We start from the raw sequence: 26986 nt of genomic DNA, 5'->3' as shown, positions 1-26986 counted from the left end.
AGGGAAAAGCTCGATTAGAGCTTTTTCTTATAGTTTGCAACTATAGGCTTTCCTAGGAAAGAAGTGTTAGAGGGGATTAGCAGTTTTTGGTATAATGGAAGATATTTGAAAGAAAAGAGAAGTGATATGACACAGATTATTGATGGGAAAGCTTTAGCGGCCAAATTGCAGGGGCAGTTGGCTGAAAAGACTGCAAAATTAAAGGAAGAAACAGGTCTAGTGCCTGGTTTGGTAGTGATTTTGGTTGGGGACAATCCAGCCAGCCAAGTCTACGTTCGCAACAAGGAGAGGTCAGCTCTTGCGGCTGGTTTTCGTAGCAAAGTAGTGCGAGTTCCAGAGACAATTAGTCAAGAGGAATTGTTAGACTTGATTGCCAAATATAATCAAGATCCAGTTTGGCATGGGATTTTGGTTCAGTTGCCTTTACCAAAACATATCGATGAAGAGGCGGTTTTATTAGCCATTGACCCAGAAAAGGATGTGGATGGTTTTCATCCGCTAAACATGGGGCGTCTTTGGTCAGGTCATCCAGTCATGATTCCTTCGACACCTGCAGGAATTATGGAAATGTTTCATGAATATGGTATTGACTTGGAAGGTAAAAATGCGGTCGTCATCGGTCGTTCCAATATAGTTGGAAAACCTATGGCCCAACTTCTTTTGGCAAAGAATGCGACGGTAACCTTGACTCATTCACGGACTCATAATCTTGCCAAGGTGGCTGCTAAAGCAGATATTCTGGTTGTTGCAATCGGTCGTGCCAAGTTTGTGACTGCTGACTTTGTCAAACGTGGAGCAGTTGTTATTGACGTTGGGATGAACCGAGATGAAAATGGCAAGCTCTGTGGGGATGTGGATTATGAGGCAGTTGCACCACTTGCTAGCCACATCACGCCAGTACCTGGAGGTGTCGGTCCTATGACCATTACTATGCTGATGGAGCAAACTTATCAAGCAGCACTCCGGACATTGGATAGAAAATAAGAGAAAAATCGCTGAAGAGAGTGTATTTTCTATAGCTATATCTGAAATGGCAGAAATGAGTATTAAATTTTAGATATAAGATTACAAAAGGAGGTCTGCGCCTCCTTTTTGTTGTATAATGGAGTGAGGTGATTAGATGATTTTAAAAATTTATAATGGGGAATATAGTTTACAATGGGATGGAATATACTACTTAGCACTAATTGATTATCCAAATATTCAAGAATGGGAATTAGAAAAAATTGCTAAATTTATAGCTTACGAAAAACTTCATAAACGTCAAACAAGTATTGAGTGTGCTGATTCTTGTTTAAAAAAAGAGATTTTAGATTACATCTTTCAGCATCCCTTTCTGCCACCATTTACCCCTACAGATAAAAGAGTAGCCTCGACTTATGATCTACATAAGAGGTTAGTGACTTCAGACTACTGTAGTCATACTACGACTATAGATGCAGCGATTTCTATCTTTAAAACAGGTCAGCTCTTATCTGCTGTGAAAGCCTTTGGGCGAGATGCTGAGGAGTTGGTTTTGGATAGTCGAAATGCTGCATCGGATCCGATAGATTATTTTGACTATGTCATGTTAGGGTGGTCAAATACAAGTTCTGGTTATCGATTAGCGATGGAGCGTTTATTAGGTCGAGCTCCTTCAGAGAAAGAATTACAAGACAAGTTTATTCCTGGAGTGAGCTTTCATTTTATCTATACAGATTTGATTAAACTTACTGGTTATATTTTTGATGGCTACCATGTTGCAAAAATTAAGGACATGTTGAATTTATTTAGTGAGTTGTATATTTGCATTATTCCAACTCATAATAAGAGCCAATTTGAAAATATTATTCCAAGTCAATTACTAGATAGGGTGTATTATCTTGACCATGATGGAGAAGGTTTGGAAGAGTGGAATAAAAAAGTGTATCGGATTGTCTTAAAACAATCAGATAAAGGATAGTTGAGGAAAAAACGATGAAAGTGATTGATCAAACCTTACTAGAAAAAGTCATTATTGAACGTTCTCGTACAAGTCATAAAGGAAACTATGGTCGTTTGCTGTTACTGGGTGGGACTTATCCTTATGGTGGTGCTATCATCATGGCTGCTTTGGCAGCTGTTAAAAGTGGAGCTGGTTTGGTGACCGTTGGAACAGATAGGGAAAATATCCCAGCTTTGCACAGTCATTTACCTGAGGCTATGGCCTTTTCTCTTCAAGACCAACAACTGTTAAAAGAGCAGTTGGAGAAGGCAGAAGTTGTCTTGCTCGGGCCTGGTTTACGAGACGATGCTTTTGGAGAAAGTCTAGTAAAACAGGTCTTTGCTAGCTTAAAAAAGAATCAGATTTTGATTGTGGATGGAGGAGCCTTGACCATTCTTGCTAAGACCAAGTTGTCATTTCCGTCGAGCCAGATTATCCTAACTCCCCACCAAAAAGAATGGGAAAAATTGTCTGGAATTACGATTGAACAGCAAAAGGAAGCTGCAACGGCTAGTACCCTGACTTCCTTTCCTCAAGGAACAATTTTGGTGGAGAAAAGTTCAGCTACTCGTATTTGGCAAGTTGGCCAGTCTGATTATTACCAGTTACAGGTTGGTGGTCCCTATCAGGCGACTGGTGGTATGGGAGATACACTGGCTGGAATGATTGCAGGATTTGCAGGCCAATTTCGACAGGCCAGTCTCTACGAACGTGTGACAGTAGCAACCCATCTTCATTCAGCCATAGCCCAAGAACTATCTCAAGAACATTATGTGGTCTTGCCAACGGAGATTAGTAATTGTCTTCCTAAAGTAATGAATAAAATATCTCAAAAAAGAATGGGATAAAATTCAATTTTAGGAGAAAACGAAGTAAATCTTACCACAATAAAACGCATAATATCAAGTTTTTTTAATACCTGATACTATGCGTTTTTGACTTTAAAGCCTTTTTGCTCTGTCTCTATTTTGGAGCAATCTTTTGCTCAGTATGTTTTATAATTTCTCGTTGATAAATCGGATAAACTGATTCCACCAAACTTTTAAGAAGAAGGCTTTTTCAACTTTCTTTTCTGCTACCATTTCGAAACTAGGACGTTCTGTGGTAATGTAACCTTGACCAATCAAATCCTTGTCTTCGTAAGTCAAATGGCCAACCACTGTTCCAGCTTCAAGTGGTGCGGGGATTGCTTTAGAATCAGGTGTAAATTGAATAGATTGGGAAGATTGATTCCCACCACGTTCAATTAGATAGATATCCTCTGGGGCCACTGCAGTGACCGTATCTTCTTTTCCATCTTGTACAGGGACTTTGCTATCTTGATAGGCATCGCCTTTTTGCACGATTTTACGAAGTGTAAATGTAGAAGAAATATAATCCATTAGTGAAGATGTAGCTGTAAAGCGAGCGTAGGGATTATTGTCTTGATGATCTGCATTTAAAACAACTGTGATAACCCTCATGCCTTTTTCGACAGTAGTACCAACAAAAGACTCTCCAGCCTTATCTGTTGTTCCTGTTTTCAGTCCATCAAAACCACCTCGATAAGCAGGCATGCCTTCTAACATGTAGTTGGTTGAAGTGATTGTCATTCCAGCAAAAGTAGAAGAAGGTTTTTTGGTAATTTCTAAGACTTGTGGGTACTTTTTGATGAGGTTACGGGCAACGATGGCAACGTCATAAGCACTGAGCTTATTTTCATCATCTTTATTAGATCCTGGGTAAATGTTCTCCCCTAGAGTCTCATTGTTAAGACCAGTTGTATTGACAACAGTGGCATCCTGAATTCCCCATTCCAAGAGTTTTGCTCGCATCATATCAACGAAGTTTTTTTCTGAGCCAGCAATTTTCTCAGCTAGGGCAATAGCGGCGCTGTTGGCACTCGATACCAGTGTTGCTTCAAGTAACTCTTCGACAGTATAATTACGAGCTTCCATAGGAACATTACTGGCTTGAGAATTTGTCGTCAATTGATAAGGATAATCAGAAATATCTACTGGGGTGGATAGTGTGATATTTCCATTTTCGAGTGCTTCATAGACCAGGTAAACGGTAAGTAGTTTTGTTATAGAAGCAATTTCGACTGGTTGAGTCGCATCTTTCTCATAGAGAATTTTACCAGTATTTGCTTCAACAGCAATGGCATGTTTAGCAGCAATATTAAAATCTTGAGCAGCAACAGTAGATGCTGAGCCAATAAGGGACAGGCTTAATAGAGTTAAAATTATTTTTTTCATAGTAAGTTTATTCTATCATAAAGAAAAAAATATTCCCAGTTTCATGATAGAAGAAAGAAGCTTTTTTGAAAGTGTGGTAAAATAGATAAATGGAGGTACCCCATGTTTCGTAAGAATAAATTATTTTTTTGGACCAGTGAGATTTTACTATTAACCATCATCTTTTATTTATGGAGACAGATGGGTGGGATTATAACGCCTTTTGTAAGTGTCGCAAATACCATAATGATTCCCTTTCTTCTAGGTAGTTTTTTATATTATTTGACCAATCCTATTGTAAATTTTTTACAAAAGTACTTTAAAATTAATCGTATCATTGGTATTCTACTAACTTTGTGTGCCTTGGTTTGGGGGCTAGTTATTGGGGTAGTCTATCTCTTGCCGATTTTGGTCAATCAGTTGACCAGCTTGATTGCGACTAGCCAGACTATCTACAGTCGTTTACAAGATTTGATTGTGGATTTATCTACTTATCCAGCCTTTCAAAATTTGGATATTCAAGCGAATATTCAACAATTAAATCTTTCTTATGTAGATATTTTACAAAATATACTAAATAGTGTGACGAATAGTGTCGGAAGTATCCTATCAGCTCTTTTTAGTACTGTGTTGATTATTATCATGACCCCTGTGTTTTTGGTTTATTTTTTGTTAGATGGTCACAAGTTCTTGCCGATGCTTGAGCGTACTGTCTTAAAGCGAGATAAGTTGCATATTACAGGTCTGCTAAAAAATTTGAATGCTACAATCGCTCGCTATATTAGTGGAGTTGCCATTGATGCCATTATTATTGGTTGTTTGGCCTTTATCGGATATAGCGTAATTGGTTTGAAATACGCTTTGGTCTTCGCTATCTTTTCAGGATTAGCCAATCTCATTCCTTATGTGGGACCAAGTATTGGCTTGATTCCAATGATTATCGCTAATGTCTTTACTGATCCTCATAGAATGCTGATTGCAGTTGTTTACATGCTAATCATTCAACAAGTGGATGGAAATATCCTCTACCCTCGAATCGTTGGTGGTGTGATGAAGGTTCACCCAATTACGATTTTAGTATTACTTTTGTTATCAAGTAATATCTATGGTGTCATTGGTATGATTGTCGCTGTACCAACTTATTCTATCTTAAAAGAAATTTCTAAGTTCTTATCACGTTTGTATGAAAATCATAAAATAATGAAAGAACGAGAAAGAGAATTAGCTAAGTAAAAGTCAGGAATTCCTGATTTTTCTTTTTGTTTAGCTAAGTGATAGGAGCAGAAGTGTCGTTTAGATTAGTAGATTAAGAATAATTCACAAAAACTTTGTAAAACACTTGCAATTTAGCTGAAATTTGATAAAATAGTAAGGAAAGTTAGACTGTATTGCCTACTGTCTATCTATAAAATATATTTTATTGGAGGCTTTTACTCAAATGGCAAAAGAAAAATACGATCGTAGTAAACCACACGTTAACATTGGTACTATCGGACACGTTGACCACGGTAAAACTACCCTAACTGCAGCTATCACAACTGTTTTGGCACGTCGCTTGCCTTCATCAGTTAACCAACCTAAAGACTATGCGTCTATCGATGCTGCTCCAGAAGAACGCGAACGCGGTATCACAATCAACACTGCGCACGTTGAGTACGAAACTGAAAAACGTCACTACGCTCACATCGACGCTCCAGGACACGCGGACTACGTTAAAAACATGATCACTGGTGCCGCTCAAATGGACGGAGCTATCCTTGTAGTAGCTTCAACTGACGGACCAATGCCACAAACTCGTGAGCACATCCTTCTTTCACGTCAGGTTGGTGTTAAACACCTTATCGTCTTCATGAACAAAGTTGACTTGGTTGACGACGAAGAATTGCTTGAATTGGTTGAAATGGAAATCCGTGACCTATTGTCAGAATACGACTTCCCAGGTGACGATCTTCCAGTTATCCAAGGTTCAGCTCTTAAAGCTCTTGAAGGTGACACTAAATACGAAGACATCGTTATGGAATTGATGAACACAGTTGATGAGTACATCCCAGAACCAGAACGTGACACTGACAAACCATTGCTTCTTCCAGTCGAAGACGTATTCTCAATCACTGGACGTGGTACAGTTGCTTCAGGACGTATCGACCGTGGTATCGTTAAAGTCAACGACGAAATCGAAATCGTTGGTATCAAAGAAGAAACTCAAAAAGCAGTTGTTACTGGTGTTGAAATGTTCCGTAAACAACTTGACGAAGGTCTTGCCGGAGATAACGTAGGTGTCCTTCTTCGTGGTGTTCAACGTGACGAAATCGAACGTGGACAAGTTATCGCTAAACCAGGTTCAATCAACCCACACACTAAATTCAAAGGTGAAGTTTACATCCTTACTAAAGAAGAAGGTGGACGTCACACTCCATTCTTCAACAACTACCGTCCACAATTCTACTTCCGTACTACTGACGTTACAGGTTCAATCGAACTTCCAGCAGGTACTGAAATGGTAATGCCTGGTGATAACGTGACAATCGACGTTGAGTTGATCCACCCAATCGCCGTAGAACAAGGTACTACATTCTCTATCCGTGAGGGTGGACGTACTGTTGGTTCAGGTATGGTTACAGAAATCGAAGCTTAATTCGATTTAGTTCCCAGAAGAACAATTATTTAAGTCAGACACTAAAAGAATCTTGCTTTGCAAGGTTCTTTTTTCGATTTAAAAAGATAGACCTGGTAAAGTCCAGATCTATCTAATGAGTTATTTCCAAGTGACTAGTTCGCTCCAAACACTAACATTCGATATAGTGGAGGTTTCACCAGCTGGAACCCATTTGTTGGTGCCTAAGTATCTAACTTCTAGTTTACGAACGTTTACTGTGTAAGTAGCTTTTAGTCTAATATAACCATAAGTGTAGGGTGGTACGTTATGGGAGACTGAGTGATTTAAACTAAGTCCAGCTCCAGACTCCGGAGCAGAAAAGCTAACACCTGCACCTACAGTCAGAGTAGCTCCAGCTTTTCCACCATAGGCAGTTGAACTTACAGGACCTGATGTGGTGCTTTTCTTGTAAGAGTGAGAGTATTTAGTTCTATAGTCTGCAACACCAGTTGCATTAGAACGAGTCTGATACGTAGATTTAGACTCTAAATAGGCGTCTCTAAGTTCAGTCGTATAAAATGACAATAACTCTCCTGTGTTGATATCTTTTACAATACGATTAGATACAATTTCATAATTTGTACCAGGATAGACATCAGCAAAAACCGTAGATGTTGTGACTAAGAATAATAGACTTGATAGTAGAGAGAAAAACAATAGTTTCAGTTTAATCATAACAAATTTCCTTTCTTCATGAGTAAAAGATTATTTTTTCAATCCTTTGAAAGTTATAATGCAACCCGAAATAATACTGAGAGTTCCTACAGGTCTCCAATATAGTTGCCAAAAGAATAAATTTATTCTTTCTTTCAGTGTCGCATAGGGTTCGGCATAATAGGGGTTGATGTGAAATAATAAAAAACCAAAACATAAAACTATGATTCCAGTTAAGAATAAAATGTCCTTATTTACTTTCCTCATAAAACCTCCTTTTATTTTATTTAAAGCGCTTTCTATTATTAGTATACGTCAAAAAAAGAAAAAAACAAGTCTATTTATTTATTTTTTTATATGGTATAATAGAATAGTTGGAGAGTTTTTATATAGCTTTAAAAGGCTGATATGAATACTTTGTATTTTGCAAAAGAAAAATCTCTCGTTCAAATAAGAGTAATAGAAAAGTGAACTACATCCTCAAAGTTAGATTTTTTGTCTGACTTTGGAGATGCAGTTCATTTTTTACTACAAATATTATGTGGTTTTACAAAAAAGCTCTATACACTTGATGTGCATAGAGCAAAGGGGGCTTCATTTGATATAGAGTTCTTGGTTTTTCAAGACAATTTCACGTACGCTTGCAAACTTTTTGAGTTTTTTAAGCTCTTCAGGATGAGTGATGAGAGTGATAACATAGCCTTCTTTACCCATGCGACCTGTACGGCCAGCACGGTGAGTGTAGGTTTCGATGTCTCTAGGAACATCAAAGTTTACGACACATTCTAAACTATCGATATCAATCCCACGAGCCAGAAGGTCTGTTGCCAGAAGCAGAGTTAGTTGCTTGTCTTTAAACTTTTCTAAGATGACTTTTCTAAATTTAACATTGACGTCACTAGCTAGAGAAACAGCTAGGATATCACGATACTGTAGTTTTTCTTCTGCGCTTCCAAGGTCTGATAGGCTGTTAAAGAAGACCAGACCGCGGAAATCCTCAACATGAGCTAGTTTTCGTAGCATATCCACTCGGTGACGTTGATCTACCTGCATATAGAAGTGTTGGATGTTGTCCAGTTTTTGATCAGAGAGATTAATAGTGCGTGTATTCGACACAATCTTTTCTTGGTCAAACTTGGTTGTCGCACTCATATAGACAAGTTGGTGGTCACGAGGTGCGTAGTGAGTTATTTTCTCAACAAAATGAATTTGAGAATCATCAAGTAATTGGTCGAATTCATCCAGGATGATGGTTTCCACATTCATCATCTTGATTTTTTTCAATTTAATTAGTTCAAAGATACGGCCAGGAGTTCCAATCAGAATTTCTGGTCCTTTTTTTAGGCGTTCAATCTGGCGTTTCTGACTCGAACCTGATAAGAAGAGTTGAGCTGTCAAGCCGATAGCTTCAGCCCACGTTTTACATACATCAAAAATCTGTCCAGCCAGTTCTGTATTAGGCGCTAGAATCAAGAGTTGTTGGGCTTTTTTCTTTTGTAGTCTGAGAAGACTTGGTAGGAGGTAAGCTAGGGTCTTACCAGTTCCTGTTGGGCTCACTCCTAGGAGGTTTTCTCCAGCAAGAAGGGGCTCAAATAGTTGAGTTTGAATGGGGGTAAATTCTTGGAAACCGAGTTGGTCACTCAGTTCTTGCCATTCAGTAGGTAGTTTAGTTTTCATTTTCTGCCTCAAATCTAATGCCAGCAGTCTGGCGCATGGTATATAGTAGCTCATGAACAGAGCCTGCATCATCCAGCCAAGTCTGGTAGAGTGTCTGGTCTGGTTGCTGAATCATGTGTGCAAATGCAGCGACTTCCTCAGTCATCGTATGAGGAGCCTGTTGGATAGGGAGTTGGACTTGATTTCCTTGGTGGTCGGTAAAAATAGCTGAGCTGACATGTTCGATGGTGTTGAGCGTCAAGGTACCATCTGTCGTATAAATCTCGCAAGGGAGATTGGAAGTGATGTTTTTCCCAGCCTTGATATGAACTTGAAAGTCAGGGTAGAAGAGGATTCCGTCACCATTTAGGTCAATGCTATTGTCAAGCTGTTGCCCCTGATAGGTTGCATCCTTAGCTTTTCCAAAGAGGCGAACGGCAGCGTAGAGAGGATAAATCCCCAAATCCATGAGAGCTCCACCAGCAAAACGGTCTGAAAAGACATTTGGTGTCAGTCCAGCCAACAAGTCAGGCATCTTGGAAGAATATTTGGCATAGTTGAAATCTGCTCCCAAAATTTGTTTGTCTGCTAAAAAGTTTTTGATGATAGTGAAAGCTTTTTCATGGTAATTGCGAGCTGCTTCGAATATAAAACAGTGATTTTTCTCAGCTGTATGTCTTAAATCCAGCCATTCTTGTGGCTGAGTGACAGCTGGCTTTTCAAGAATGACGTGTTTACCTGCAGATAATGCAGTTTTTGCCTGAGCAAAATGCAAGGAGTTTGGACTGGCAATATAGACCACATCAAAGGAGCTATTGAAGAAGTCCTCTACTTGATCAAAGAGTTGGATATTCTGATAGCGAGAAGCAAAGGTTGCCGCAGTTTCTAGTTTCCTAGAATAGACTACGGCCAGCTGGTATTTTCCACTAGCATGGGCTGCCTCTATGAAGTGGTGGCTGATAGCGCCAGTGCCAATGATACCTAATTTAAGCATAGATACTCCTTTTCCGATTTTAAATCCTTCTTTCATTATAACATAGATAGACGAGACTATCCAACAGAGGGTAAAAATTTTCAAATAAGCTACTAGGACTTTCCCAAAGAAAGTGGTACAATAATGAGATGAGTAAATGAAATGGGAGGAAAAATGAGGCTATTACCTATAAGAAAAATATCACGTCAGTCTAAGAGGCTAGCGCTTTTTTTGACTTTTTGTGCAGGATATGTAGATGCCTATACTTTTATTGTGCGAGGGAACACTCTTGTGGCTGGACAAACTGGAAATGTCGTCTTTCTATCAGTGGGGCTCATTCAACACAATGTATCAGATGCTAGTGCCAAAGTAATGACCTTGCTAGCTTTTATGATGGGGGTCTTTTTATTAACTGTTTATAAGGAAAAATTGAGAATTGTGAAAAAGCCTATTCTGTCACTGATTCCTTTGGCAATCTTATCAATCATTATTGGTTTTGTGCCGCAAACTGTAGATAATATTTATCTAGTACCTCCCTTGGCCTTCTGTATGGGACTGGTGACAACTGCTTTTGGAGAAGTGTCGGGTATTGCCTATAATAACGCTTTTATGACAGGGAATATCAAACGGACCATGCTGGCTTTTGGAGATTATTTCCGAACCAAGCACACTCCTTTTTTACGTGAAGGGATTATCTTTGTAAGCCTGCTTAGTAGTTTTGTCCTTGGCGTTGTCTTTTCAGCCTATTTGACGATTTTCTATCATGAAAAGACCATTCTTGGTGTTCCTATTATGATGAGCATTTTTTACATTAGCATGCTTTTTGCCTCTTGGCAGAAAAAAGTAAAAGAAAAAGCTTCATTTTAGGTGTTATTACTTGTAAGAAAATAGGAGATATGCTATACTTGAAGAGTTGACTATGCACATTCCTGTGCAACCGCACGAACATCGTTGCTTGATTATTCAAGTTTAAGTGGTTCGTCCCACGATGCTAGGCGAGTCTTCACAAAAAAATCGGGGAAACCCATAAAAATCATAGGAGGTGCATAATGAGCACATACGCAATTATCAAAACTGGCGGAAAACAAGTTAAAGTTGAAGTTGGTCAAGAAGTTTACGTTGAGAAATTGAACGTTGAAGCTGGTCAAGAAGTTACTTTTAACGAAGTTGTTCTTGTTGGTGGTGAAAACACTGTTGTCGGAACTCCACTTGTTGCTGGAGCTACTGTAGTTGGAACTGTTGAAAAACAAGGAAAACAAAAGAAAGTTGTTACTTACAAGTACAAACCTAAAAAAGGTAGCCACCGTAAACAAGGTCACCGTCAACCATATACAAAAGTTGTCATCAACGCAATCAACGCTTAATTTTAAGGAGAACACATGATACAAGCAGTCTTTGAGAGAGCCGAAGATGGCGAGCTGAGGAGTGCGGAAATTACTGGACACGCCGAGAGTGGCGAATACGGCTTAGATGTCGTGTGTGCATCGGTTTCTACGCTTGCCATTAACTTTATCAATTCAATTGAGAAATTTGCAGGCTATGAACCAATCCTAGAATTAAACGAAGATGAAGGTGGCTATCTGATGGTTGAAATTCCAAAAGATCTTCCTTCACACCAGAGAGAAATGACCCAGTTATTCTTTGAATCATTTTTCTTAGGTATGGCAAACTTATCGGAGAACTCTTCTGAGTTCGTCCAAACCAGAGTTATCACAGAAAACTAACACGGAGGAAAACATTATGTTAAAAATGACTCTTAACAACTTGCAACTTTTCGCCCACAAAAAAGGTGGAGGTTCTACATCAAACGGACGTGATTCACAAGCGAAACGTCTTGGAGCTAAAGCAGCTGACGGACAAACTGTAACAGGTGGATCAATCCTTTACCGTCAACGTGGTACACACATCTATCCAGGTGTAAACGTTGGACGTGGTGGAGACGATACTTTGTTCGCTAAAGTTGAAGGCGTAGTACGCTTTGAACGTAAAGGACGCGATAAAAAACAAGTTTCTGTTTACCCAATCGCTAAATAAAAAGGTTCAGTGAACCTTTTTATCCCGAGCCTTGAAATGTAAAGGCGAGGAAGCTAGAAGTAGCATTAAATAAGGCTTTCCGAGTTTTTCGGAGAGCCTGTTTTTTTGAAAAAACTGATTTTTTCTCAAAGTTATTAAGGAGCTAAAGTAATAGCTATTATTATTATAACTTTGTTGGGAATATCTATTCTATCTTCTAGAATATCGTCCAGAGGGTAATATCTTAAACAAAAAGGTTTTATAGGCTTATTTTACCATTGTTTGAAACCGTACAAGAAAGGTGAAAATAAGAAATCTCCGGTATAGAAACTATTATTAAGTTTAATAGTCTAAAGATTTTCGAGTATACCGCGTTATTGGATACTTATGGTGAGGTATTTTGGAAATATTAAAAAGTAGGAGTAGTTAATTTTCGTATTTTCAATGTTGTAGTTGTAAAAAACGAATATTTCAGATATAATTAAATTATTATTATAATCAAAAATAAATCGAGGTAGTCAAAGTGTTTAAGAACTTAAAACATATTAAAGATTGGAATTTTTATGAAAAAATATTCTCATTGATTGCAGATGCCATTATTACTGTATTTGCGATTAATTCTGATATCCCCTTGTTTCTAAAAAATATTGTTTGGATATTTATAATTGGATATTTTATACTTACATTATTAAGAATGATAAAAATATATAATACTCATACAAAAAATATATTTCATAGCGATAATGAAATAAAGAAATATATGAGAAATTGGGTTAATAATGACGGTCATACTGTAATTATTAGTCGTGATTTATCTTGGGTAAGCCTCCATGATGATACGTATAAAATTTTGCTAGATAAGGCCCAAAAACATGAATTAAGTATAATTTTGAAAAAGCATTCAGAATGTGCCTGTGAATTAAAAAAATATGGAGCGGAAATTTATGATTATAGTGATATAGATTATACTCCAGAAACTCGGTTTACTTTTATTCATTATGGCAGATCTAACCCAAGATTAGCCATTGGATATCAAGAAGGAGAAGTTCGAAAAATTAAAGAATTTGACAAAAGTGGTGCAATTGAATATTCTCTTGCTGAGGATTTATGCACTTTATTAAAGAAAGTTAGTAAAAAATGAAAGTATTACAACAAAAATTCAATAAGGATGTAGCAAACGAATGGGATAAAATTGCACTCTTAAGACAAAAACAAATTGAAAGTAAAAAGGATACGAGTTTTCATCAGATTTTACTCCCAAATATTTCTAAACAAATAGAGTTGATTGAAAACGCATCTCAAAAAAAGTTAATTGATTTAGGATGTGGTTCAGGATACTTAACAAATTATCTTTCGTTATCTGTAAAAGAAACAGTTGGTATAGATTTAAGTAAAAAAAATATTGAATTAGCAAAAAATAAGTACACTAAAAACGATTTAAATTTTTACAATTGTTCGATTGAGGATTTTAGTAAAGGCAAATATGAAATTGCTGTAGCTAATATGGTTTTAATGGATGTAGTAAATATTAATGAATGTATCAAAGCAATCAGTAATTTACTTACAAAGGGGGGGAATTTTATATTTTCTATAACTCACCCTTATTTTTGGCCTAAATATTGGAAATATGAAAATGAGAGTTGGTATAATTATTCACAAGAACTTATTATTGAAAGTGAGTTTAAAATAACAAACCAAACTACTTCGTATAAAACAACACATATTCATCGACCACTTAGTATGTATACTAAGTTGTTAAAGCGATTTAATTTTGAAATCGACAGTATTTTAGAAATTCCAAATGATGAAAAATCAAACTATCCAAGATTCTTAATAATAAATTGTAAAAAGAAATGATGCTAGGCAAAAAAGTACTTCTATATATTAAAAAATGAGCATTTCCATAGTTGGAGATGCTCATTTTCTTGTGTCATGGTTTGTAATTAAAATGAGAATAAAATACTTAAAAATTTAGGCATTATATAGAAATTATAACACAACTCAGTTAAGTTTGGAAGTAAATCTGGCTTACGATATTCCAATAACTCACGAATCGAGAATAATTAGTCTATTTGTGAACAGTATCCCTGGTCAAGTGTTAATGGGGAGAGACCTTACACTGCTAGCCTGTACTTTCATTCAATTACACTCATGAAGAGCTTACTTTTCGCTTATGGACGTTAAGTATTCTCTGGGTCTAAAATCGTCAAAATGAACTAAAAAGTAATTCCAATAAAATGTCTGAGACAGGATACATATATTATCTATAAAATAATTAATCAACTCCGTTCCAGTTAATAAGTCAATCGTCTTATAAAAAGTCCTTTATATATTTCACATTACTGATGCGCGAAAGTAGGCTGACTAAAGAAAATATGAGTAAGAGAGATATTGAGAAACATAGAACGACTTTGAATGAGAAAATCTCCTAAGTTTATGATACGGTGATTCAATAGGGAGTAAATCTATCTTTATTTAAAGCAAAGATGAACTTGATCCAGTTAGGAATAGGAATAATTATTTGAAAAAAGGAGATGACATTGGTTGAAATTGATTAAAGAATCTAGTATCTAAAACGTCCATTTTCAAGAACTACACAGTATTTCTTTAAGCTTGATAGTATTGAAGACTGAAATTACTATGTAATTTTAGTTGGAATCTAGTTGTTGTCCAGACTCCGGTGTAAATCATAATTATTCTAGCGTAGTTTGTGTTGGATTTCTACTGCTACTTTTTTCCTTTTTGGAAAACTTCTAAAATATGGTATAATGAAAAGATAAAGAAGTTGGGGGTAGAAGATGAACATTCAACAATTACGCTATGTTGTGGCTATTGCCAATAGCGGTACTTTCCGTGAAGCTGCTGAAAAGATGTATGTTAGTCAGCCGAGTCTGTCCATTTCTGTTCGTGATTTGGAAAAAGAGTTGGGCTTTAAGATTTTCCGTCGGACCAGCTCAGGGACTTTCTTGACTCGTCGTGGTATGGAATTCTATGAAAAAGCGCAAGAATTGGTTAAAGGATTTGATATTTTTCAAAATCAGTATGCTAATCCTGAAGAAGAGAAAGATGAATTTTCCATTGCTAGTCAGCACTATGACTTCTTGCCACCAACCATTACGGCCTTTTCAGAGCGCTATCCTGATTATAAAAATTTCCGTATTTTTGAGTCTACTACAGTTCAAATACTTGATGAAGTAGCTCAGGGGCACAGTGAGATTGGGATTATCTACCTCAACAATCAAAATAAAAAGGGGATCATGCAGCGGGTTGAAAAGCTAGGCCTGGAGGTCATTGAGTTGATTCCCTTTCATACCCACATTTATCTTCGTGAAGGGCATCCTTTAGCCCAGAAAGAGGAATTGGTCATGGAGGATTTAGCTGATCTACCAACGGTTCGTTTCACTCAAGAAAAAGACGAGTACCTTTATTATTCAGAGAACTTTGTCGATACCAGTGCTAGTTCACAGATGTTTAATGTGACAGACCGTGCTACTTTGAATGGTATTTTGGAGCGGACGGACGCCTATGCAACAGGATCTGGATTTTTAGATAGTGATAGTGTCAATGGTATCACAGTTATTCGTCTCAAGGATAATTTGGATAATCGCATGGTTTATGTTAAACGTGAGGAAGTGGAGCTCAGTCAAGCTGGGACCCTCTTTGTAGAAGTCATGCAAGAATATTTTAATCAGAAGAGGAAATCATGAAAAAAAGAGGAATAGTGGCAGTCATTGTACTGCTTTTGATTGGGCTGGATCAGTTGGTCAAATCCTATATCGTCCAGCAGATTCCACTGGGTGAAGTGCGCTCTTGGATTCCCAATTTCGTTAGCTTGACCTACCTGCAAAATCGAGGGGCAGCCTTTTCTATCTTACAAGATCAGCAGTTGTTATTCGCTGTCATTACTCTGGTTGTCGTGGTAGGTGCCGTTTGGTATTTACATAAACATATGGAGGACTCATTCTGGATGGTCTTGGGTTTGACTCTGATAATCGCGGGTGGTCTTGGAAACTTTATTGACAGGATCAGTCAGGGTTTTGTTGTGGATATGTTCCACCTTGACTTTATCAATTTTGCAATTTTCAATGTGGCAGATAGCTATTTGACGGTTGGAGTGATTATTTTGTTGGTTGCAATGCTAAAAGAGGAAATAAATGGAAATTAAAATTGAAACTGGTGGCCTGCGTTTGGATAAGGCTTTGTCGGATTTGACAGAATTATCACGCAGTCTCGCGAATGAACAAATCAAATCAGGACAGGTCTTGGTGAATGGCCAAGTCAAGAAAGCTAAATACACTGTCCAAGAGGGCGATGTCGTCACCTACCATGTGCCAGAGCCAGAGATCTTAGAGTATGTAGCTGAGAATCTTCCGCTAGAAATCATCTACCAAGATGAGGATGTGGCCGTCGTTAACAAGCCTCAGGGGATGGTTGTGCATCCGAGTGCTGGTCATACTAGTGGAACCCTAGTAAATGCCCTTATGTATCATATTAAGGACTTATCTGGTATCAATGGGGTTTTGCGTCCGGGAATTGTTCACCGTATTGATAAGGATACGTCAGGTCTTCTTATGATTGCTAAAAATGATGAGGCGCATCTAGCACTTGCTCAAGAACTCAAGGATAAAAAGTCTCTCCGCAAATATTGGGCGATTGTTCATGGAAATCTGCCCAATGATCGCGGTGTGATTGAAGCACCGATTGGCCGCAGTGAAAAAGATCGTAAGAAACAGGCTGTGACTGCCAAAGGTAAGCCTGCAGTGACCCGTTTTCACGTCTTGGAACGCTTTGGTGATTACAGCTTAGTGGAGTTGCAGCTGGAGACAGGTCGCACTCATCAGATTCGTGTCCATATGGCTTATATTGGCCATCCAGTCGCTGGGGATGAAGTTTATGGTCCACGTAAGACACTTAAGGGGCATGGACAGTTTCTCCATGCCAAGACGCTAGGATTTACTCATCCTAGAACAGGTGAGACCATGGAATTTACAGCAGATATCCCAGAGATTTTTAAGGAAACATTGGAGAGATTGAGAAAGTAAGAATGAAAAAGAAATTAACTAGTTTAGTACTTGCAGGCGCTTTTTTAGGTTTGTCATGGCACGGGAATGTTCAAGCTCAAGAAAGTTCAGGAAATAAAATCCACTTTATAAATGTTCAAGAAGGTGGAAGTGATGCGATCATTCTTGAAAGTAATGGACATTTTGCTATGGTGGATACAGGAGAAGATTATGATTTCCCTGATGGAAGTGATTCTCGTTATCCATGGAGAGAAGGAATTGAAACGTCTTATAAGCATGTTCTGACAGACCGTGTCTTTCGTCGTTTGAAGGAATTGGGTGTCCAAAAACTTGATTTTATTTTAGTGACCCATACCCACAGTGATCATATTGGAAATGTTGATGAATTACTGTCTACCTATCCAGTTGACCGAGTCTATCTTAAAAAATATAGTGATAATCGTATTACTAATTCTGAACGTTTATGGGATAATCTGTACGGTTATGATAAGGTTTTACAGACTGCCGCAGAAAAAGGTGTTTCAGTGATTCAAAACATCACACAAGGAGATGCTCATTTTCAGTTTGGGGACATGGATATTCAACTCTATAATTATGAAAATGAAACTGATTCATCAGGTGAATTAAAGAAAATTTGGGATGATAATTCCAATTCCTTGATTAGTGTAGTGAAAGTCAATGGAAAGAAAATTTACCTTGGGGGCGACTTAGACAATGTTCATGGAGCAGAAGACAAGTATGGTCCTCTCATTGGAAAAGTTGATTTGATGAAGTTTAATCATCACTATGATACTAATAAATCAAACACCAAGGATTTCATTAAAAATTTGAGTCCGAGTTTGATTGTTCAAACTTCAGATAGTCTACCTTGGAAAAATGGTGTTGATAGTGAGTATGTCAATTGGCTCAAAGAACGAGGAATTGAGAGAATTAATGCAGCCAGCAAAGACTATGATGCGACAGTTTTTGATATTCGAAAAGATGGGTTTGTCAATATTTCAACATCCTACAAGCATATCCCAAGTTTTCAAGCTGGTTGGCATAAGAGTGCATATGGGAATTGGTGGTATCAAGCGCCTGATTCTACAGGAGAGTATGCTGTCGGTTGGAATGAAATCGAAGGTGAATGGTATTACTTTAACCAAACGGGTATCTTGTTACAGAATCAATGGAAAAAATGGAACAATCGTTGGTTCTATTTGACAGACTCTGGTGCTTCTGCTAAAAATTGGAAGAAAATTGATGGAATCTGGTATTATTTCAACAAAGAAAATCAGATGGAAATTGGTTGGGTAAATACTGGAAGTCAGAACTATTATTTATCAAACGATGGCTCTATGAAGACAGGTTGGCTTCAATATAAGGGTCAATGGTATTACTTTGCTCAATCAGGAGAAATGAAAACGGGCTGGGTAAAAGATAAAGAAACCTGGTACTATATGGATTCTGCTGGTATCATGAAGACAGGTGAGATAGAAGTTGCTGGTAACCATTATTATCTAGAAGATTCAGGAGCTATGAAGCAAGGTTGGCTTAAAAAGGCAAATGCTTGGTATTTCTACAAGGAAGATGGTTCACGAGCTGTTGGTTGGATTAAAGACAAGGATAAATGGTACTTCTTGAAAGAAAATGGTCAATTACTTGTGAGCGGTAAGACACCAGAAGGCTATACTGTTGATTCAAGTGGTGCCTGGTTAGTGGATGTTCCGGTCGAGAAATCTACTTTAACTAGAGCTACAAGTAATTCAGAAATAAAAGAAGCCAAAGAAGTAGTGAAAAAAGATCTTGTAAATAAAGAAACGAGCCAACATGAAAGTGTTACTGGTTCTTCAACTAGTCAAGATTTGACTTCAGTAACTTCACAAAGCTCTGAAACGCGTGCAAACAAATCAGAATCAGAACAGTAGTAAAAAAGAAGGTTTTAGGGCCTTCTTTTTCCTATCAACTCTTTTCTATTTCCTGCCATTCATGTTATAATGGATAAATATGAAGAATCGGAGTGAGACTATGAAATACAAACGGATTGTCTTTAAGGTGGGGACTTCTTCTCTGACAAATGAGGATGGAAGTTTATCACGTAGTAAGGTAAAGGCTATTACCCAGCAGTTGGCTATGCTGCACGAGGCTGGTCATGAATTGATTTTGGTGTCGTCAGGTGCCATTGCTGCTGGTTTTGGAGCCTTAGGATTTAAAAAGCGTCCGACTAAGATTGCTGATAAACAGGCTTCAGCAGCGGTAGGGCAAGGGCTTTTGTTGGAAGAATACACGACCAATCTTCTCTTGCGCCAAATCGTTTCTGCACAAATCTTGCTGACCCAGGATGATTTTGTGGATAAGCGCCGTTATAAAAATGCCCATCAGGCTTTGTCAGTTCTACTTAGCCGTGGGGCAATTCCTATCATCAATGAGAATGACAGTGTCGTTATTGATGAGCTCAAGGTTGGGGACAATGATACTCTAAGTGCTCAGGTAGCAGCCATGGTCCAAGCAGACCTTTTGGTCCTCTTGACAGACGTAGACGGTCTTTATACTGGAAATCCTAATTCAGATCCAAGAGCCAAACGCTTGGAGCGAATCGAGACTATCAATCGTGAGATTATTGATATGGCCGGTGGTGCCGGTTCTTCAAATGGAACTGGGGGCATGCTCACAAAAATCAAAGCTGCTACCATTGCGACGGAATCAGGAGTTCCTGTTTATATCTGCTCATCTTTGAAGACGGATGCCATGATTGAAGCAGCGGAGAAGACCAAGGATGGTTCCTACTTTGTTGCGCAAGAGAAGGGACTTCGTACCCAGAAACAATGGCTGGCCTTCTATGCTCAGAGTCAAGGTTCTATTTGGGTTGATAAAGGGGCTGCAGAAGCTCTCTCTCTACATGGAAAGAGTCTCCTTTTATCTGGTGTTGTTGATGCAGAAGGAGCCTTTTCTTACGGTGATATTGTGACAGTATGTGACAAGGAAAGTGGAAAATCACTTGGAAAAGGACGCGTGCAATTTGGAGCATCTGCTTTGGAGGATATGTTGCGTTCTCAAAAAGCCAAGGGTGTCTTGATTCATCGTGACGACTGGATTTCCATTACTCCTGAAATCCAACTACTCTTTACAGAATTTTAGAGGTAAACTATGGTAAGTACACAAGAACAATTTGAACAGGTACAGGCTGTTAAAAAATCGATCAACACAGCTAGTGAAGAGGTGAAAAATCAAGCCTTGCTAGCCATGGCTGATCATTTATTAGCAGCTACTGAGGAGATTTTAGCGGCCAATGCCCTCGATATGGAAGCGGCTAAGGGGAAAATCTCAGATGTGATGCTGGATCGTCTTTATTTGGATGCAGGACGTATAGAAGCGATGGCAACTGGGATTCGTGAAGTGGTTGCTTTACCAGATCCAATCGGTGAAGTTTTAGAAACCAATCATCTTGAAAATGGCTTAGTGATCACCAAAAAACGTGTGGCTATGGGCGTTATCGGTATAATCTATGAAAGTCGTCCAAATGTGACGTCTGATGCGGCTGCTCTGGCTCTCAAGAGTGGAAATGCAGTTGTTCTTCGTAGTGGGAAGGATGCCTATCAAACAGCCCATGCCATTGTCACAGCTTTGAAGAAGGGTTTGGAGACGACTACTATTCACCCAGATGTGATTCAACTGGTGGAAGATACCAGCCGTGAAAGTAGCTATGCCATGATGAAGGCCAAGGGCTATCTAGACCTTCTTATTCCTCGTGGAGGGGCTGGTTTGATCAATGCAGTGGTTGAAAATGCTATTGTACCAGTCATTGAGACAGGGACTGGGATTGTCCATGTTTATGTCGATAAGGACGCAGATGAGGACAAGGGTCTGTCTATCATCAACAATGCCAAAACAAGTCGTCCTTCTGTCTGCAATGCCATGGAGGTTCTGCTGGTTCATGAAGACAAGGCAGCAAGCTTCCTTCCTCGCTTGGAGCAAGTGCTGGTTGCAGATCGAAAAGAATCTGGTCTGGAACCAATTCAATTCCGCTTAGATGAGAAAGCAAGTCAGTTTGTTTCAGGCCAAGCAGCTGAAGCACAAGACTTCGACACCGAGTTTTTAGACTATGTATTAGCTGTTAAGGTTGTGAGCAGTTTAGAAGAAGCTGTTGCCCATATTGAGGCTCACAGTACCCATCATTCGGATGCCATTGTGACGGAAAATGCTGAAGCTGCAGCTTACTTTACAGATCAAGTGGACTCTGCAGCGGTTTATGTCAATGCCTCAACTCGTTTCACCGATGGTGGCCAATTTGGTCTGGGTTGTGAAATGGGGATTTCAACTCAGAAATTGCACGCGCGTGGTCCAATGGGCTTGAAAGAGTTGACCAGTTACAAGTATGTGGTTGCTGGTGATGGGCAGATAAGGGAGTAAGAGATGAAGATTGGATTTATCGGTTTGGGGAATATGGGAGCTAGCTTGGCTAAGGCTGTTTTGAAGGCCAAGACGGGCGATGACCTTCTTCTTGCCAATCGTAGCCAAGCCAAGGTGGATGCTTTCATCGCCAACTTTGGTGGTCAGGCTTCCAGCAATGAAGAAATTTTTGCAGAAGCAGATGTGATTTTTCTAGGAGTAAAGCCAGCCCAGTTTTCTGAATTGCTTGCTCAATACCAGTCTATCCTTGAAAAAAGAGAAAGTCTTCTTTTGATTTCCATGGCAGCTGGATTGACTTTAGAAAAAATAGCAAGTCTTATCCCAAGTCAACACCGAATTATTCGTATGATGCCAAATACTCCTGCTTCTATCGGTCAAGGAGTGATTAGCTATGCCTTGTCTCCTAATTGCAGGGCTAAGGACAGTGAGCTCTTTTGTCAGCTTTTAACCAAGGCTGGTCTCTTGGTTGAACTAGGAGAAGGCTTAATCGACGCAGCGACAGGTCTTGCAGGCTGTGGACCGGCTTTTGTCTATCTCTTTATTGAGGCCTTGGCAGATGCAGGTGTTCAGACGGGATTGCCACGAGAAACGGCATTGAAAATGGCGGCTCAAACTGTGGTAGGAGCTGGGAAATTGGTCCTAGAAAGCCAAGAGCATCCTGGGGTCTTGAAAGACCAAGTTTGTAGCCCAGGAGGTTCGACTATCGCCGGTGTAGCGAGCCTAGAAGCGCATGCTTTTCGAGGAACAGTCATGGATGCAGTTGGTCAAGCCTACAAACGAACACAAGAATTAGGTAAATAAGAGGTGGCTTTGACTGCCTCTTTTATGGTGGTTGATACTCTTGGAAAATCTCTTCAAACCACGTCAGCTTCCATCTACAACCTCAAAACAGTGTTTTGAGCAACCTGCGGCTAGCTTCCTAGTTTGCTCTTTGATTTTCATTGAGTATGAAATGAGAAGACAAAAAGATTGTCACAAACCCCCATTTTTTTGATAGAATAGAAGTAGTAAAAAAGAAATGAGTTAGACATGTCAAAAGGATTTTTAGTCTCTCTTGAGGGACCAGAGGGAGCAGGCAAGACAAGTGTTTTAGAGGCTCTGCTACCAATTTTAGAGGAAAAAGGAGTAGAGGTGCTGACGACCCGTGAGCCAGGTGGAGTCTTGATTGGGGAGAAGATTCGTCAAGTGATTTTGGACCCAAGTCATACTCAGATGGATCCTAAAACAGAGCTCCTTCTCTATATCGCCAGTCGTAGACAGCACTTGGTGGAAAAAGTTCTTCCAGCACTTGAAGCTGGCAAGTTGGTCATTATGGACCGCTTCATCGATAGTTCCGTTGCCTATCAGGGATTTGGTCGTGGCTTGGATATTGACGCCATTGATTGGCTCAATCGGTTTGCGACAGATGGCCTTAAACCCGATTTGACACTCTATTTTGACATCGAGGTGGAAGAAGGACTGGCTCGCATTGCTGCTAATAGTGACCGCGAGGTCAATCGTTTGGACTTGGAAGGGTTGGACTTGCATAAAAAAGTCCGTCAAGGTTACCTTTCTCTTCTGGACAAAGAAGGAAATCGCATTGTCAAGATTGATGCGAGTCTTCCATTGGAGCAAGTTGTGGAAACAACCAAGGCTGTCTTGTTTGACAGAATGGGCTTGGTCAAATGAAACAAGATCAACTAAAGGCTTGGCAACCAGCCCAGTTTGACAGTTTTGTCCGTATCTTAGAACAAGACCAGCTCAATCATGCCTATCTCTTTTCAGGTTTCTTTGGAAGCTTGGAAATGGCGCAATTTTTAGCTAAGAGCCTCTTTTGTACAGATAAAGTAGGTGTTTTACCATGTGAGAAATGCCGAAACTGCAAGCTGATTGAACAGGGAGAGTTTCCCGATGTCACCTTGATTAAGCCAGTCAATCAGGTTATTAAGACAGAACGCATTCGGGAATTGGTGGGACAGTTTTCTCAAGCAGGGATTGAAAGCCAGCAACAGGTCTTTATTATCGAGCAAGCTGAGAAAATGCATCCTAACGCAGCCAATTCTCTGCTCAAGGTCATCGAAGAACCCCAGAGTGAGGTTTACATTTTCTTCTTGACTAGCGATGAGGAAAAGATGTTACCGACAATTCGAAGTCGGACTCAGATTTTCCACTTTACAAAGCAAGAAGAAAAGCTCATCTTGCTCTTAGAACAAATGGGACTGGTTAAGAAAAAAGCGACTCTTTTAGCCCAGTTTAGTCAATCGCGAGCTGAAGCAGAAAAGTTGGCCAATCAGGCAAGTTTTTGGACCTTGGTCGATGAAAGTGAACGCCTGCTGACTTGGTTAGTGGCTAAGAAAAAAGAAAGTTACCTACAGGTTGCTAAATTAGCGAACTTAGTAGATGACAAGGAAAAACAAGATCAGGTTTTACGGATTCTTGAAGTCCTCTGTGGGCAAGATATCCTACAAGCAAGAGTAAGAGTGATTCTACAAGATTTGCTAGAAGCTAGAAAAATGTGGCAAGCTAATGTCAGCTTTCAAAATGCCATGGAATATCTGGTCTTGAAAGAAATATGAACTCAAAAATGAACGATAAAGAAAGGAAAGGGCTGTTTTATGGACAAAAAAGAATTATTTGACGCGCTGGATGATTTTTCCCAACAGTTATTGGTAACCTTGGCCGATGTGGAAGCTATCAAGAAAAATCTAAAGAGCCTGGTAGAGGAAAATACAGCTCTTCGTTTGGAAAATAGTAAGTTGCGAGAACGCTTGGGTGAGGTGGAAGCAGACGCTCCCGTCAAGGCTAAGCATGTTCGTGAAAGTGTCCGTCGAATTTATAAAGATGGTTTTCACGTATGTAATGATTTTTATGGACAACGTCGAGAGCAGGACGAGGAATGTATGTTCTGTGACGAGTTGTTATACAGGGAGTAAGCATGCAGATCCAAAAAAGTTTTAAGGGGCAGTCTCCCTATGGCAAGCTGTATCTAGTGGCAACGCCGATTGGCAATCTAGACGATATGACCTTTCGAGCTATTCAGACCTTGAAAGAAGTGAACTGGGTTGCTGCTGAGGACACGCGCAATACAGGGCTTTTGCTCAAGCATTTTGACATTTCGACCAAGCAGATCAGTTTTCATGAGCACAATGCTAAGGAAAAGATTCCTGATTTGATTGGTTTCCTGAAAGCAGGACAAAGCATTGCACAGGTATCCGACGCGGGTCTGCCTAGCATCTCAGACCCTGGTCATGATTTGGTTAAGTCGGCGATTGAGGAAGAGATTGCAGTTGTCACAGTTCCGGGTGCCTCTGCAGGGATTTCTGCCTTGATTGCCAGTGGTTTAGCGCCACAGCCACATATCTTTTACGGCTTTTTACCCAGGAAATCAGGCCAGCAAAAGCAATTTTTCGACTCGAAAAAAGACTATCCTGAAACACAAATTTTCTATGAATCGCCCCATCGTGTGGCAGATACGTTGGAAAATATGCTAGAAGTCTACGGTGATCGCTCGGTCGTCTTGGTCAGGGAATTGACTAAAATCTATGAGGAATACCAAAGAGGAAAGATCTCTGAATTGCTGGAAAGCATCTCTGAAACGCCACTTAAGGGAGAATGCCTTCTCATCGTTGAAGGTGCCAGTCAGGATATGGAAGAAAAGGACGAGGAGGACTTGTTTTCAGAAATCCAAGCCCGCATCCAGCAAGGCATGAAGAAAAATCAAGCTATTAAGGAAGTCGCTAAGATTTACCAGTGGAATAAGAGTCAACTCTACGCTGCCTATCACGACTGGGAAGAAAATCAAGAAAATGACTAAACAGGGAAGTTTGCCTTCTTCCCTTTTTTTGTTATACTAGTAGAAGAAAAAATTAGAAAGATTTGTGGGAGTGAAAAAGTCCGGGGGACTTTTTCAGCCTGAGCCAGGAAATTCGAAAGCGAAGTAAGTCCTGTGGACTTTTTCAGCCTGAGCCAAGAAAGTCGAAAGCGAGTAAGTTCGGTTGGCTTTTTCAATGTGAAGCTTGTCTTTACACTCCCAAAGAGGTATTAGTGTCGTGTCTCAATCTTATATCAATGTTATCGGTGCTGGTTTGGCAGGTTCTGAAGCAGCCTATCAAATCGCAGAGCGTGGTATTCCAGTTAAACTTTATGAAATGCGTGGTGTCAAGTCGACACCTCAGCACAAAACAGACAATTTTGCTGAATTGGTTTGTTCCAATTCCTTGCGTGGGGATGCTTTGACAAACGCTGTAGGGCTTCTCAAGGAAGAAATGCGTCGCTTGGGTTCTGTTATCTTGGAATCTGCTGAAGCTACACGTGTTCCCGCAGGCGGAGCCCTTGCCGTGGACCGTGATGGTTTCTCCCAAATGGTGACCGAAAAAGTTGCCAACCATCCCTTGATTGAAGTGGTTCGTGATGAAATTACAGAATTGCCAACAGATGTTATTACAGTTGTTGCGACTGGTCCGTTGACCAGCGATGCTCTGGCTGAAAAGATTCATGCCCTTAATGACGGTGATGGTTTTTATTTCTACGACGCGGCAGCGCCTATTATCGACGTCAACACCATCGATATGAGCAAGGTCTATCTCAAATCACGTTATGATAAGGGAGAAGCTGCCTACCTAAATGCTCCAATGACCAAGCAAGAATTTATGGATTTCCATGAAGCTTTGGTCAATGCAGAAGAAGCTCCGCTTAATTCTTTCGAAAAAGAAAAGTACTTTGAAGGATGTATGCCTATCGAAGTTATGGCCAAACGTGGCATTAAAACTATGCTTTATGGTCCTATGAAACCAGTCGGTTTGGAGTATCCAGACGACTATACTGGACCTCGTGATGGCGAATTCAAAACACCTTATGCTGTGGTTCAACTTCGTCAGGACAATGCGGCTGGTAGCCTATACAATATCGTCGGTTTCCAAACCCATCTCAAATGGGGAGAACAAAAGCGCGTCTTCCAAATGATTCCAGGTCTTGAAAATGCGGAGTTTGTTCGTTATGGTGTTATGCACCGCAATTCTTACATGGATTCACCAAATCTTCTGGAGCAGACTTACCGTTCTAAGAAACAACCAAATCTCTTCTTTGCTGGTCAGATGACGGGTGTGGAAGGCTATGTTGAATCAGCAGCGTCAGGATTAGTTGCGGGAATTAATGCAGCTCGTCTTTTCAAGGGAGAAAGTCCAGCTATTTTCCCAGAGACGACAGCGATTGGCAGTCTGGCTCATTACATCACCCATGCGGACAGCAAACATTTCCAACCAATGAATGTCAATTTTGGAATTATCAAGGAGTTGGAAGGTGAGCGTATTCGTGATAAGAAGGCTCGTTATGAAAAAATTGCAGAGCGTGCTCTTACTGACTTAGAGAAATTTTTGACTGTCTAATTTTTTTGAAAGAATTGTTCATGACACTATAAAAATCTTAGAAATTGTGATAAAATAGGTAGGATAAAAGAAGGAGAGTGAA

General features: G+C 39.6%; 27 protein-coding genes, 1 pseudogene and 1 other annotated feature. Of the genes and pseudogenes, 23 read left to right on the top strand and 5 right to left on the bottom strand.

Going from position 1 to position 26986, the window contains the following annotated elements; genetic code table 11:
- Positions 1-126 precede the first annotated feature (126 nt).
- The 3 genes from ACAM22_RS06315 (at position 127) to ACAM22_RS06305 (ending at position 2811) form a co-directional block, all read left to right on the top strand.
- Positions 127-984 carry a bifunctional methylenetetrahydrofolate dehydrogenase/methenyltetrahydrofolate cyclohydrolase gene (locus ACAM22_RS06315; RefSeq protein ID WP_369606521.1) on the top strand — a complete coding sequence of 286 codons (858 nt, stop codon included), beginning with the start codon at positions 127-129 and terminating at the stop codon, positions 982-984.
- Positions 985-1120: 136 nt separating this feature from the next.
- The gene (locus tag ACAM22_RS06310; protein ID WP_261050320.1) at positions 1121-1942 is read left to right on the top strand and encodes a phosphate ABC transporter ATPase; all 822 of its coding nucleotides are present in this window, start codon (positions 1121-1123) and stop codon (positions 1940-1942) included.
- 14 nt (positions 1943-1956) lie between these two features.
- A complete protein-coding gene (locus ACAM22_RS06305) occupies positions 1957-2811 on the top strand; it encodes an NAD(P)H-hydrate dehydratase (RefSeq protein ID WP_261050317.1) in 855 nt (284 codons plus the stop codon).
- A 147-nt stretch (positions 2812-2958) separates the two neighbouring features.
- On the opposite strand, the gene pbp3 is transcribed toward ACAM22_RS06305, so the two are convergent.
- Positions 2959-4200: a D-alanyl-D-alanine carboxypeptidase PBP3 gene (gene pbp3 / locus ACAM22_RS06300; protein WP_261050315.1), complete on the bottom strand. Its 1242-nt coding sequence runs from the start codon at positions 4198-4200 to the stop codon at positions 2959-2961.
- 102 nt (positions 4201-4302) lie between these two features.
- Between pbp3 and ACAM22_RS06295 the strand changes: the two genes are divergently transcribed.
- Together ACAM22_RS06295 and tuf are read left to right on the top strand one after the other, a co-directional pair.
- Positions 4303-5412 carry an AI-2E family transporter gene (locus ACAM22_RS06295; RefSeq protein WP_261050305.1) on the top strand — a complete coding sequence of 370 codons (1110 nt, stop codon included), beginning with the start codon at positions 4303-4305 and terminating at the stop codon, positions 5410-5412.
- 205 nt (positions 5413-5617) lie between these two features.
- On the top strand, positions 5618-6814 hold the full coding sequence (gene tuf / locus ACAM22_RS06290; protein ID WP_001040726.1) for an elongation factor Tu: 1197 nt from the start codon (positions 5618-5620) through the stop codon (positions 6812-6814).
- A gap of 120 nt (positions 6815-6934) precedes the next feature.
- Here tuf and ACAM22_RS06285 read toward each other — a convergent pair whose 3' ends face one another.
- The 3 genes from ACAM22_RS06285 to ACAM22_RS06275 all read right to left on the bottom strand — a co-directional run bounded on the left by ACAM22_RS06285 (position 6935) and on the right by ACAM22_RS06275 (position 10139).
- Positions 6935-7510 (bottom strand): hypothetical protein, encoded by a 576-nt coding sequence (locus tag ACAM22_RS06285; protein WP_261050304.1) that lies wholly within the window; start codon positions 7508-7510, stop codon positions 6935-6937.
- Positions 7511-8083: 573 nt separating this feature from the next.
- On the bottom strand, positions 8084-9166 hold the full coding sequence (locus tag ACAM22_RS06280) for a DEAD/DEAH box helicase (RefSeq protein WP_261050303.1): 1083 nt from the start codon (positions 9164-9166) through the stop codon (positions 8084-8086).
- Positions 9156-10139, bottom strand: a complete 984-nt coding sequence (locus ACAM22_RS06275; RefSeq protein WP_265471415.1) for a Gfo/Idh/MocA family oxidoreductase — start codon at positions 10137-10139, stop codon at positions 9156-9158. The genes ACAM22_RS06280 and ACAM22_RS06275 overlap by 11 nt, the downstream gene beginning before the upstream one ends.
- Before the next feature lie 141 nt (positions 10140-10280).
- On the opposite strand from ACAM22_RS06275, the gene ACAM22_RS06270 reads away from it, so the two are divergent.
- From ACAM22_RS06270 to ACAM22_RS06245, 6 genes are all read left to right on the top strand, one after another.
- Positions 10281-10985, top strand: coding sequence for a YoaK family protein (locus tag ACAM22_RS06270; RefSeq protein ID WP_261050301.1), 705 nt, complete (start codon positions 10281-10283; stop codon positions 10983-10985).
- A 58-nt stretch (positions 10986-11043) separates the two neighbouring features.
- Positions 11044-11131 (top strand) — a sequence feature (ribosomal protein L21 leader region).
- Between the two features lie 36 nt (positions 11132-11167).
- Positions 11168-11482 (top strand): 50S ribosomal protein L21, encoded by a 315-nt coding sequence (rplU, locus tag ACAM22_RS06265; protein WP_261050300.1) that lies wholly within the window; start codon positions 11168-11170, stop codon positions 11480-11482.
- A gap of 15 nt (positions 11483-11497) precedes the next feature.
- The gene (locus tag ACAM22_RS06260) at positions 11498-11842 is read left to right on the top strand and encodes a ribosomal-processing cysteine protease Prp (protein WP_000613699.1); all 345 of its coding nucleotides are present in this window, start codon (positions 11498-11500) and stop codon (positions 11840-11842) included.
- Between the two features lie 16 nt (positions 11843-11858).
- Positions 11859-12152, top strand: coding sequence for a 50S ribosomal protein L27 (gene rpmA, locus ACAM22_RS06255; RefSeq protein WP_000916509.1), 294 nt, complete (start codon positions 11859-11861; stop codon positions 12150-12152).
- Between the two features lie 502 nt (positions 12153-12654).
- On the top strand, positions 12655-13272 hold the full coding sequence (locus ACAM22_RS06250) for a hypothetical protein (RefSeq protein ID WP_261050299.1): 618 nt from the start codon (positions 12655-12657) through the stop codon (positions 13270-13272).
- Complete coding sequence (locus ACAM22_RS06245; RefSeq protein WP_261050297.1) at positions 13269-13988, top strand: class I SAM-dependent methyltransferase; 720 nt, start codon at positions 13269-13271, stop codon at positions 13986-13988. Before ACAM22_RS06250 ends, ACAM22_RS06245 begins: the two co-directional genes overlap by 4 nt.
- Positions 13989-14862: 874 nt before the next feature.
- On the opposite strand, the pseudogene ACAM22_RS06240 reads toward ACAM22_RS06245, so the two are convergent.
- A pseudogene (locus ACAM22_RS06240) lies at positions 14863-14937 on the bottom strand (AraC family transcriptional regulator); the annotation flags it as partial.
- On the opposite strand from ACAM22_RS06240, the gene ACAM22_RS06235 reads away from it, so the two are divergent.
- The 12 genes from ACAM22_RS06235 (at position 14930) to trmFO (ending at position 26904) form a co-directional block, all read left to right on the top strand.
- Entirely contained in the window at positions 14930-15838 is a 909-nt protein-coding gene (locus ACAM22_RS06235; protein ID WP_001025694.1) for a LysR family transcriptional regulator, read from the top strand. The pseudogene ACAM22_RS06240 and the gene ACAM22_RS06235 overlap by 8 nt on opposite strands.
- Positions 15835-16296 carry a signal peptidase II gene (lspA, locus tag ACAM22_RS06230; RefSeq protein ID WP_261050295.1) on the top strand — a complete coding sequence of 154 codons (462 nt, stop codon included), beginning with the start codon at positions 15835-15837 and terminating at the stop codon, positions 16294-16296. Before ACAM22_RS06235 ends, lspA begins: the two co-directional genes overlap by 4 nt.
- Positions 16286-17173, top strand: coding sequence for an RluA family pseudouridine synthase (locus ACAM22_RS06225; RefSeq protein ID WP_261050289.1), 888 nt, complete (start codon positions 16286-16288; stop codon positions 17171-17173). The genes lspA and ACAM22_RS06225 overlap by 11 nt, the downstream gene beginning before the upstream one ends.
- 2 nt (positions 17174-17175) lie before the next feature.
- Positions 17176-19059, top strand: coding sequence for a phosphorylcholine esterase CbpE (gene cbpE / locus ACAM22_RS06220; protein ID WP_369606520.1), 1884 nt, complete (start codon positions 17176-17178; stop codon positions 19057-19059).
- A gap of 100 nt (positions 19060-19159) precedes the next feature.
- Positions 19160-20269: a glutamate 5-kinase gene (proB, locus tag ACAM22_RS06215; RefSeq protein ID WP_261050280.1), complete on the top strand. Its 1110-nt coding sequence runs from the start codon at positions 19160-19162 to the stop codon at positions 20267-20269.
- 9 nt (positions 20270-20278) lie between these two features.
- A complete protein-coding gene (locus tag ACAM22_RS06210) occupies positions 20279-21541 on the top strand; it encodes a glutamate-5-semialdehyde dehydrogenase (RefSeq protein ID WP_261050278.1) in 1263 nt (420 codons plus the stop codon).
- A gap of 3 nt (positions 21542-21544) precedes the next feature.
- Positions 21545-22342, top strand: a complete 798-nt coding sequence (gene proC / locus ACAM22_RS06205; protein ID WP_261027793.1) for a pyrroline-5-carboxylate reductase — start codon at positions 21545-21547, stop codon at positions 22340-22342.
- Positions 22343-22570: 228 nt separating this feature from the next.
- On the top strand, positions 22571-23209 hold the full coding sequence (gene tmk, locus ACAM22_RS06200; RefSeq protein ID WP_033679933.1) for a dTMP kinase: 639 nt from the start codon (positions 22571-22573) through the stop codon (positions 23207-23209).
- Positions 23206-24096 carry a DNA polymerase III subunit delta' gene (locus tag ACAM22_RS06195; RefSeq protein WP_261050276.1) on the top strand — a complete coding sequence of 297 codons (891 nt, stop codon included), beginning with the start codon at positions 23206-23208 and terminating at the stop codon, positions 24094-24096. Before tmk ends, ACAM22_RS06195 begins: the two co-directional genes overlap by 4 nt.
- A gap of 39 nt (positions 24097-24135) precedes the next feature.
- Positions 24136-24453, top strand: a complete 318-nt coding sequence (gene yabA / locus ACAM22_RS06190) for a DNA replication initiation control protein YabA (RefSeq protein ID WP_000358227.1) — start codon at positions 24136-24138, stop codon at positions 24451-24453.
- Positions 24454-24455: 2 nt separating this feature from the next.
- The gene (rsmI, locus tag ACAM22_RS06185; protein WP_369606519.1) at positions 24456-25334 is read left to right on the top strand and encodes a 16S rRNA (cytidine(1402)-2'-O)-methyltransferase; all 879 of its coding nucleotides are present in this window, start codon (positions 24456-24458) and stop codon (positions 25332-25334) included.
- 235 nt (positions 25335-25569) lie between these two features.
- Positions 25570-26904 (top strand): methylenetetrahydrofolate--tRNA-(uracil(54)-C(5))-methyltransferase (FADH(2)-oxidizing) TrmFO, encoded by a 1335-nt coding sequence (gene trmFO / locus ACAM22_RS06180; protein WP_369606518.1) that lies wholly within the window; start codon positions 25570-25572, stop codon positions 26902-26904.
- The last annotated feature ends 82 nt before the right edge of the window (positions 26905-26986 follow it).

Source organism: Streptococcus sp. SN-1 (assembly GCF_041154385.1).
In the GTDB taxonomy this organism is placed as follows: domain Bacteria; phylum Bacillota; class Bacilli; order Lactobacillales; family Streptococcaceae; genus Streptococcus; species Streptococcus mitis_CT.
The sequence above is the reverse complement of the archived record's forward strand: the minus strand, read 5'-3'. Positions and strand labels throughout refer to the sequence as shown.

Coding starts and splice junctions, on each gene's coding strand:
- ACAM22_RS06315 (WP_369606521.1), top strand. CDS start 127: ATGACACAGATTATTGATGGGAAAGCTTTAGCGGCCAAATTGCAGGGG.
- ACAM22_RS06310 (WP_261050320.1), top strand. CDS start 1,121: ATGATTTTAAAAATTTATAATGGGGAATATAGTTTACAATGGGATGGA.
- ACAM22_RS06305 (WP_261050317.1), top strand. CDS start 1,957: ATGAAAGTGATTGATCAAACCTTACTAGAAAAAGTCATTATTGAACGT.
- pbp3 (WP_261050315.1), bottom strand. CDS start 4,200: ATGAAAAAAATAATTTTAACTCTATTAAGCCTGTCCCTTATTGGCTCA.
- ACAM22_RS06295 (WP_261050305.1), top strand. CDS start 4,303: ATGTTTCGTAAGAATAAATTATTTTTTTGGACCAGTGAGATTTTACTA.
- tuf (WP_001040726.1), top strand. CDS start 5,618: ATGGCAAAAGAAAAATACGATCGTAGTAAACCACACGTTAACATTGGT.
- ACAM22_RS06285 (WP_261050304.1), bottom strand. CDS start 7,510: ATGATTAAACTGAAACTATTGTTTTTCTCTCTACTATCAAGTCTATTA.
- ACAM22_RS06280 (WP_261050303.1), bottom strand. CDS start 9,166: ATGAAAACTAAACTACCTACTGAATGGCAAGAACTGAGTGACCAACTC.
- ACAM22_RS06275 (WP_265471415.1), bottom strand. CDS start 10,139: ATGCTTAAATTAGGTATCATTGGCACTGGCGCTATCAGCCACCACTTC.
- ACAM22_RS06270 (WP_261050301.1), top strand. CDS start 10,281: ATGGGAGGAAAAATGAGGCTATTACCTATAAGAAAAATATCACGTCAG.
- rplU (WP_261050300.1), top strand. CDS start 11,168: ATGAGCACATACGCAATTATCAAAACTGGCGGAAAACAAGTTAAAGTT.
- ACAM22_RS06260 (WP_000613699.1), top strand. CDS start 11,498: ATGATACAAGCAGTCTTTGAGAGAGCCGAAGATGGCGAGCTGAGGAGT.
- rpmA (WP_000916509.1), top strand. CDS start 11,859: ATGTTAAAAATGACTCTTAACAACTTGCAACTTTTCGCCCACAAAAAA.
- ACAM22_RS06245 (WP_261050297.1), top strand. CDS start 13,269: ATGAAAGTATTACAACAAAAATTCAATAAGGATGTAGCAAACGAATGG.
- ACAM22_RS06235 (WP_001025694.1), top strand. CDS start 14,930: ATGAACATTCAACAATTACGCTATGTTGTGGCTATTGCCAATAGCGGT.
- lspA (WP_261050295.1), top strand. CDS start 15,835: ATGAAAAAAAGAGGAATAGTGGCAGTCATTGTACTGCTTTTGATTGGG.
- ACAM22_RS06225 (WP_261050289.1), top strand. CDS start 16,286: ATGGAAATTAAAATTGAAACTGGTGGCCTGCGTTTGGATAAGGCTTTG.
- cbpE (WP_369606520.1), top strand. CDS start 17,176: ATGAAAAAGAAATTAACTAGTTTAGTACTTGCAGGCGCTTTTTTAGGT.
- proB (WP_261050280.1), top strand. CDS start 19,160: ATGAAATACAAACGGATTGTCTTTAAGGTGGGGACTTCTTCTCTGACA.
- ACAM22_RS06210 (WP_261050278.1), top strand. CDS start 20,279: ATGGTAAGTACACAAGAACAATTTGAACAGGTACAGGCTGTTAAAAAA.
- proC (WP_261027793.1), top strand. CDS start 21,545: ATGAAGATTGGATTTATCGGTTTGGGGAATATGGGAGCTAGCTTGGCT.
- tmk (WP_033679933.1), top strand. CDS start 22,571: ATGTCAAAAGGATTTTTAGTCTCTCTTGAGGGACCAGAGGGAGCAGGC.
- ACAM22_RS06195 (WP_261050276.1), top strand. CDS start 23,206: ATGAAACAAGATCAACTAAAGGCTTGGCAACCAGCCCAGTTTGACAGT.
- yabA (WP_000358227.1), top strand. CDS start 24,136: ATGGACAAAAAAGAATTATTTGACGCGCTGGATGATTTTTCCCAACAG.
- rsmI (WP_369606519.1), top strand. CDS start 24,456: ATGCAGATCCAAAAAAGTTTTAAGGGGCAGTCTCCCTATGGCAAGCTG.